We start from the raw sequence: 7,249 nt of genomic DNA on the forward strand, positions 1-7,249 counted from the left end.
CGTTTTTCCACTTAGCGGTGGACTTAATGTGCGTTATCGCCCTTCTGTTTCGCACAGATGGCTGGCTAACTCAAGATGAAACTGGCAAAGCATCAATCAAACAAGCTGCAAAACCGCCTGGCGCTTAATTGGATAACCCAATTCTACGCCTGGCGGCGACTTTATCGACTTAGGACCGCTTTAACCGCAACAACACCTGCTGCGAAGCCAGTTTCCCGTCGCAACTATTTTTCCGCGCCACCCTTCATTCTGCGTATTTCCAGCCGATATAGTGAGATAACTGACGAAAATGGAGCTTCAGCTGCGTTTTAGTCTCATTTTTTCAATTTAGTGCGTTTTTACCGCTCAAATGTTTAAACGCGGTAAGTGATTGTGCATTACACTAGGTTGTTACAAGCGGATACATTTGCACACAAGGAGACAGGCATGCATCACACCACACCGTTGATCACTACCATTGTCGGGGGGCTGGTCCTCGCATTTCTCCTTGGTATGCTGGCAAACCGCCTGCGCATCTCACCGCTGGTCGGTTACCTATTAGCTGGCGTATTGGCCGGCCCTTTCACACCAGGCTTTGTTGCGGATACCAACCTTGCTCCAGAACTGGCTGAACTCGGCGTAATTCTGCTGATGTTCGGCGTCGGTTTGCACTTCTCGCTGAAGGATTTGATGTCGGTAAAGTCCATCGCCATTCCTGGCGCCATCGCGCAAATCGCCGTGGCAACGCTGCTGGGAATGGGGCTTTCCTGGACAATGGGCTGGTCGTGGATGACCGGTCTGGTATTTGGTCTGTGTCTTTCCACCGCCAGTACCGTGGTGCTGCTGCGCGCGCTGGAAGAGCGTCAGCTGATTGATAGCCAGCGCGGGCAAATCGCCATTGGCTGGTTGATCGTGGAAGATTTGGTGATGGTGCTGACGCTGGTGCTGCTGCCAGCGATTGCGGGCATGCTGGAACAAGGCAACGCCAGCCCAACGCTGCTGTTGTGGGATCTGCTGCTGACCATCGGTAAAGTCGTCGCCTTTATGGTGCTGATGATGGTGGTAGGCCGTCGCGTAGTGCCGTGGATTCTGGCAAAAAGTGCCGCGACCGGCTCGCGTGAGCTGTTTACCCTTGCGGTGTTAGCGCTGGCGCTCGGTATCGCCTTTGGCGCCGTTGAATTCTTTGATGTCTCCTTTGCCCTCGGCGCCTTCTTTGCCGGCATGGTGCTGAACGAATCTGAACTCAGCCACCGCGCGGCGCACGATACCTTGCCGCTGCGGGATGCGTTCGCCGTCCTGTTCTTTGTGTCCGTCGGCATGCTGTTTGACCCGATGATCCTGATTGAGCAGCCGCTGGCGGTGCTTGGCGCGCTGGCGATTATCGTGCTGGGCAAATCCATTGCCGCCTGGCTGCTGGTAACGCTGCTGGGTCATTCGCGTCGCACCGCGATGACCATTTCGGTGAGCCTGGCGCAGATTGGTGAATTCGCCTTTATTCTGGCCGGTCTCGGCATCTCGCTCGGCATGCTGAGCGAGGAAGGACGCAATCTGGTACTGGCGGCGGCGATTCTCTCCATCATGCTTAATCCGATTCTGTTTAGCATGCTGGAACGCTACCTCGACAAAACCGAGACCATCGAAGAACAGACGCTGGAAGAAGCGATCGAAGAAGAGAAACAGATTCCGGTGGATATCTGCAATCACGCGGTGCTGGTTGGTTATGGCCGCGTTGGCAGCCTGCTGGGGCAAAAGCTGATGGAAGCGGATGTACCGCTGGTGGTGGTGGAGAACTCGCGTCCGCGCGTTGAAGCGCTGCGCGAGCAAGGGATCAAAGCGGTGCTGGGCAATGCAGCACGCGTCGATACCATGGAATTAGCGCGCCTCGACTGCGCCCGCTGGCTGCTGCTGACTATTCCAAATGGCTACGAAGCCGGTGAAGTGGTGACGGCAGCGCGCGAGAAGCGTCCGGATATTGAGATTATTGCGCGTGCGCATTATGACGATGAAGTGACCTACATTATGGAGCGCGGCGCTAATCGCGTGGTAATGGGCGAACGTGAAATCGCCAACAGCATGTTGCATGTGCTGGAAGAGGAGATTGCGCAGAACCCGATTGTGCGTGAATGCCCGATTTAAGGGAGTGCGGTCATTGAGAAGGTCGCCATGAATGGCGACCCTACGTTTTACCTGTCCCAGTATGACTCTTCTAAGCTGTCTTCCCGCTCCGGCAGGCCGCGCGTCAGACGCGGTGAATGCTGGTTCAGCACCTGATAACTTACCCGGTTGGCGTATTTACACACCTGTGCCAGTGACGAATAGGTCAGGTAGGCGCGGCCGTGTTTGCTGGAGTTTGGTACTTTTTGACGGTGGAAGTTGTTGGCGGTGATGTCGTGCAGCAGCGCCGCCAGCGCACCATCGCCCGCGCCGTTGGTGTTCATGATCTTCTCTGGTCCGCCCATATAAGGCGCGATATGCGAGAAGATGCGCAGCGGCTGATCGCAATCCTTGTGGCGCATCGCGCGGCTAAATTCATATTGGTTGAACTCAGCCAGCGCGCCAGGCAGCAGCGGATGATTGGTTTTACGTTTGTACTCTTCTTCGGTGAAACCGGCCATGTACAAACCGGTTGGCCCGGCGGTACACAGCACCAAATCCACCCAATCCAGCGCCATATTCGACGCCAGCAGCGGATCCTGCTCGCCGGTCAGCGCAAAGGCTTCTTCTTCGTTCATCGCCACAATCGAGACGTGATCGCGCAGGAAATCGCGCCAGAACTGCGGGTTATCCTGAATCACATATTTGGTACCAAGCGTCAGCACCACCGGCACATTGTGCTTTTTGGCGTATTCGATAGCGCGCAAGGTGGCTTCCGGCATCGGTTCGCCCGGCTGGCAACGTACCAGATACGAGGTCAGCACCAGCGCCGAGGCGCCCGCAATCACCTCTTCCGGAATGCTGTTGGCCTGCAGCTGATTCATTAAGCCGGGACTGATGGCAAAGGTACGTTCGCCCTGCTCGCCAATCAGCGTGAAGCAGCGGCCAATCGCGCCATCAACGCCTTGCAGGAAGTTCAAATCCATGCGGCTGGAGGTGTTGCACAGGTAGCGATAAGCGTAGCCGCCGATCTGGATGTTATTGCACATCACGCCGAGCAGCACTGAGCGGTCATCCGCCAGCACCGAGTAGTTATGCAGGGTATTTCCGATGGTGCCACCGGCAAATTGATGGCTGATGAGCTCTTCGCGCATCAGCTCGTTGTAGAGCGCCTCGGCGGTAGCATCATCAATCACCAGCGAGTGACCGGCGCTTAAGCCGTAACGCTGCAGAAAGTCGTCGTCGACTTTAGCTTCGATATCCACCAGCGTCTGGTCGATACCCACCACCCAACTGCCCTCTTCCTGCTCTTGCTGCGTTGCTTGCAGCAGCGGATCGCGCGCGTTGACGGGGAAATAGTGTTTGGATTTGCGTTTGCCGGGAAATTTCATCGAGAGTGCCGTCAGGGAAAATCAGGCAGAGAATGATATCACACTCTCTGCCACACCCTTAACGGCGCGCGTTGACCAGCTGCACCATCATTTCAATGTGCTCAGCATCGTCGTTGAGCGCTGGAATGTACTCGAACTTTTCGCCGCCAGCATGCAGGAAGATCTCGCAGTTCTCACCGCTGATCTCCTCGAGCGTTTCGAGGCAATCCGCGGCAAAGCCCGGACTCATCACCTGCACGTGCTTAATGCCTTTGGCCGGCAAGCTCTTCATGGTTTCGTCGGTATACGGCGTCAGCCATGGCTCGCGACCAAAGCGCGACTGGAAGGTCATCATGATCTTGTGCGGCGCAATACCCAATGCCGCGGCCAGCGAGTCGGTGGTGTCTTTGCAGCGCAGCGGATAATCGTCGCCTTCATTGGCGAAACGCTGCGGAATGCCGTGATACGACAGCACCAACAGATCCGGTTCGCCATGCAGCGCAAACGAGCGCTCAACCGAGGCTTTCAGTGCGGCGATGTAAGCCGGATGCTCGGCGTAATCGCGGATAAACGCCACTTCCGGCAGTGAACGCAGCGGTTTGAAGCTGGTGGCTAAGCCATCCCATACAGCGGCAACCGTTGAGCAGGAGAACTGCGGATAGAGCGGCAGCACGATAAGTTTGGTTACGCCCTGATCCAGCAAGCGCTTTAACGCGCTGTCGAGGCTTGGCTGGCCGTAGCTCATGCCAAGTTCAACCGGCATATCGAGGCGCTGCGCCAATGCGTCACGCTGACGCTTGCTGAACACCATCAGTGGTGAACCTTCATCCATCCACACGGAAGCATAAAGTTTCGACACGCGTGGCGAGCGGAAAGGCACGATGATGAAATTGAGAATCGGCCACCACAATAAGCGCGGTGTATCAACCACTCGTGGATCGCCGAGGAATTGTTTCAGATAGCGTTTAACCGCAGGTGTTGTGGGTGCGTCTGGTGTGCCTAAGTTAACCAGCAAAACCCCGGGCTTTTCTTGCCTCATGGTATTTCCTTGATGTCGAAACGAATGGGTCGAATGCAAAATCAGGGGGAAATTGTAGCGGAAATCGAGGGAGGGGAAAGCAATTGCTGCAAAAGGGCCGGACAACCGGCCCCATCAACGCATTAACCGAGAATCGTGGCCAATTGCGTGCTCACTTCAGCGACAGGACGCGTGCCGTCGATTTTGTGATATTCGGTGTTGCCGTCTTGCGCTTCTTTGCCGTAGTAGGCAATCAGCGGCGCGGTCAGCTGATGGTATTCCACCAGACGCTTACGCACGGTCTCTTCCTGGTCATCTTTACGCGTGGTCAGCTCTTCGCCGGTCAGGTCATCTTTACCTTCCACTTTCGGTGGATTGTAAGTGACGTGATACACGCGGCCCGATGGCGTATGAACGCGACGACCAACAATACGATCCACAATCAGCTCGTCCGGTACAGCGAACTCCAGCACGTAGTCAACCTTGATGCCCGCTTCTTTCATGGCGTCAGCCTGCGGGATGGTGCGTGGGAAGCCATCGAGCAGAAAACCGTTTTTGCAGTCTTCCAGCGCGATACGCTCTTTAACCAGCGCAATCACCAGCTCGTCAGTCACCAGTTTACCGGCATCCATGATCGCTTTTGCCTGTTGGCCCAGTTCCGTACCTGCTTTGACTGCCGCACGTAACATGTCACCGGTGGAGATTTGCGGAATACCGTATTTCTCCATGATGAATTGAGCCTGAGTGCCTTTACCTGCGCCCGGAGCTCCGAGCAGAATAATACGCATTGCGTAATTCCCCTTGCGAATCGCATTGTTCAATCTGAGAAGGCGAAGAACATACCATTATGGCCCGCGCACCACAAGGAAACGGGCGCGCTCGTCACGAAAGGTCTACTTTGACCTGCTTTGTCAGCAAATACCAGCAGAGTGCCCGTTTTTAGGAATTACGGCTAAGCATGAGTGCGTCTTTGAGACGTTTTTTCAGTACAGGCGTGACGTTCTGCTGTTTATTGACGCCGCCGCGTATATCGGCGCGCAGGCGTAAACGCGCCTGATCTGGCAGCACCTGAATATCCTGCGGCAATTCACTGGCATTGAGGCCGTTCGGCAGCGGAAAAAGCGCAAAGGGTAAACCCGGTTGCTGAATGGAGTGCAGGATATAAGGCGAGTCGAGTGCGATATTTTCCACCATCGCAATATTGAACGGGCGCCATTCGCTGCCCTCCATCATCGTCAGCGCCTGTTCTGGTGCGTCACGAAGCGCTAATCCTTGCTCAAACAGCCGCAGTTCGCTGCGCACCAGCGTGCTGAAATCGGCGGTGCGCAACGCGATCAACACCAGATCGCCGCATAATGCCGCGTGACGATCGAGGCGAGCAACAAACAGGCGCGCATCGCTCACCAGCCGTTTATGAAGTTGCGTGGCAAACGACTCCGATGCATCGGTAACGCCGTGGCTTTGGCATTCGCTTAGCGCCCGCACCCGACCTTGCTGCATATCAACATGATCCACCAACGCAATATTGCCCGCCGTCATCGGCAAGGTGGGCAGCACGCTGAGTTCGCTGACCGGATGGTGCGAGGCATAGCGCGTTTGATTACGTGATTGTTCCTGACGGAGAAACAGCTGGGAAAGCAACACCCGCGAGATATGCAAAGAGGGTGCGAAGAAAAGATCGTAGTTTTCAAGCCGGTAATGACGGGAAAGCAAGCCGCGAAGCTTATCGCGCGCCGCCGCCGCCCTGGCAGAAGCAAGTTGTGGAGCCATCGCGTGATAGGTCTCTTATTATTGTGCTGTGTGTGGGAGGTGAAACCTGCGGTGATAGTCGGCGTGAAACACAGAGAACCGGAGCCGTCAACCCGCCAGAATCTGGGGGAAAGGTTAGGCCAATGCGGCTGGACATTAAAATGATATAAACTGACAATCCCTGTTAGGTTTTTACACAGGGGACGAGTATGACCGCGCTTCCATCGTTACGTGCACTGCACTATTTCCACCAGGCGGCACTGTATAGCAGTTTTAGCGTTGCGGCCGAACGTCTGCATGTGACCCATAGCGCCATTAGCCATCAGGTTCGACAGCTGGAGAGCTGGATGGGTAAGCCGCTGTTTGTGCGTACCAATGGACGCGTCAAATTAACCTCACACGGTGAACGTTTGCTGGTGAGCTGTCAGAAAGCTTTTAGCGAACTCTCAACTACCTGCGAAAGCATCCGTACCGGCATGCGCCATCACCTTAGCGTCTCCTGCGCACCCAGCTTTCTCTCGCAATGGCTGATTCCGCGCATCGCCAGCTTCTATCAGCGCTATCCCGATATTGAAGTGCAGTTTCAGTCGCTGGTGGAGATCGACCAGCTGCGCAGCGAGCACACCGATGTGCTGATTCTCAGCGCCGAGCAGTCGCCGGATGACGATATTGATGCCACTTTGATCAGCGATGATTACATCGGCCCGCTGTGCGCCCCGCAGTTTGCGGCCCGTTTTCAGAGCGAGCAGGATCTCGCCTCGCTGCCGTTGCTGCACGCCGATACGCGGCTGCATGCGTGGGCCGAATGGGCGAAAACCAGCGGCGTGCGCGGCAATTACTGGATCGGCAAGCATTTCGATAATTTGACGTTAGGCATTCAGGCGGCGAGAAATGGATTGGGCGTGATTATGGCGCCGCGCTTGCTGGTGCGTCAGGAGTTGAGTGATGGCACCTTGATCGCGCCGCTGGGCTTTGTGCGCGTCGATCGCGCGACGTTGATGATGACCAAGACTTCGCGCCAGCACGATGCGGAGATTAC

General features: G+C 55.8%; 6 protein-coding genes. 2 read left to right on the top strand and 4 right to left on the bottom strand.

All coding sequences use genetic code 11. The annotated features are described in order from the left end of the window. Positions 1-426: 426 nt before the first annotated feature. Positions 427-2,115: a YbaL family putative K(+) efflux transporter gene (ybaL, locus tag RTY00_RS16170; protein ID WP_256695829.1), complete on the top strand. Its 1,689-nt coding sequence runs from the start codon at positions 427-429 to the stop codon at positions 2,113-2,115. Positions 2,116-2,162: 47 nt separating this feature from the next. Here the strand turns inward: ybaL and RTY00_RS16175 are convergent, their stop codons facing one another. The 4 genes from RTY00_RS16175 to RTY00_RS16190 all read right to left on the bottom strand — a co-directional run bounded on the left by RTY00_RS16175 (position 2,163) and on the right by RTY00_RS16190 (position 6,231). Further along, positions 2,163-3,464, bottom strand: coding sequence for an inosine/guanosine kinase (locus RTY00_RS16175; RefSeq protein ID WP_008103861.1), 1,302 nt, complete (start codon positions 3,462-3,464; stop codon positions 2,163-2,165). A 58-nt stretch (positions 3,465-3,522) separates the two neighbouring features. Then, positions 3,523-4,482 carry a ferrochelatase gene (gene hemH, locus RTY00_RS16180; RefSeq protein ID WP_312665119.1) on the bottom strand — a complete coding sequence of 320 codons (960 nt, stop codon included), beginning with the start codon at positions 4,480-4,482 and terminating at the stop codon, positions 3,523-3,525. Between the two features lie 122 nt (positions 4,483-4,604). After that, positions 4,605-5,249: an adenylate kinase gene (adk, locus tag RTY00_RS16185; RefSeq protein ID WP_312665120.1), complete on the bottom strand. Its 645-nt coding sequence runs from the start codon at positions 5,247-5,249 to the stop codon at positions 4,605-4,607. Between the two features lie 151 nt (positions 5,250-5,400). Further along, positions 5,401-6,231 (bottom strand): DUF6024 family protein, encoded by an 831-nt coding sequence (locus RTY00_RS16190; RefSeq protein WP_312665121.1) that lies wholly within the window; start codon positions 6,229-6,231, stop codon positions 5,401-5,403. Positions 6,232-6,419: 188 nt separating this feature from the next. Here RTY00_RS16190 and RTY00_RS16195 point away from each other — a divergent pair. Continuing rightward, a partial coding sequence (locus RTY00_RS16195; protein ID WP_312665122.1) for a LysR substrate-binding domain-containing protein occupies positions 6,420-7,249 on the top strand: 830 nt, incomplete at its 3' end.

It is taken from the genome of Pantoea sp. CTOTU49201 (genome assembly GCF_032054795.1).
In the GTDB taxonomy this organism is placed as follows: domain Bacteria; phylum Pseudomonadota; class Gammaproteobacteria; order Enterobacterales; family Enterobacteriaceae; genus Pantoea; species Pantoea symbiotica.

Bases quoted from the DNA above. Each gene is read 5' to 3' on its own strand.
- RTY00_RS16175 (WP_008103861.1), bottom strand. From the start codon at position 3,464: ATGAAATTTCCCGGCAAACGCAAATCCAAACACTATTTCCCCGTCAAC.
- ybaL (WP_256695829.1), top strand. From the start codon at position 427: ATGCATCACACCACACCGTTGATCACTACCATTGTCGGGGGGCTGGTC.
- hemH (WP_312665119.1), bottom strand. From the start codon at position 4,482: ATGAGGCAAGAAAAGCCCGGGGTTTTGCTGGTTAACTTAGGCACACCA.
- RTY00_RS16190 (WP_312665121.1), bottom strand. From the start codon at position 6,231: ATGGCTCCACAACTTGCTTCTGCCAGGGCGGCGGCGGCGCGCGATAAG.
- adk (WP_312665120.1), bottom strand. From the start codon at position 5,249: ATGCGTATTATTCTGCTCGGAGCTCCGGGCGCAGGTAAAGGCACTCAG.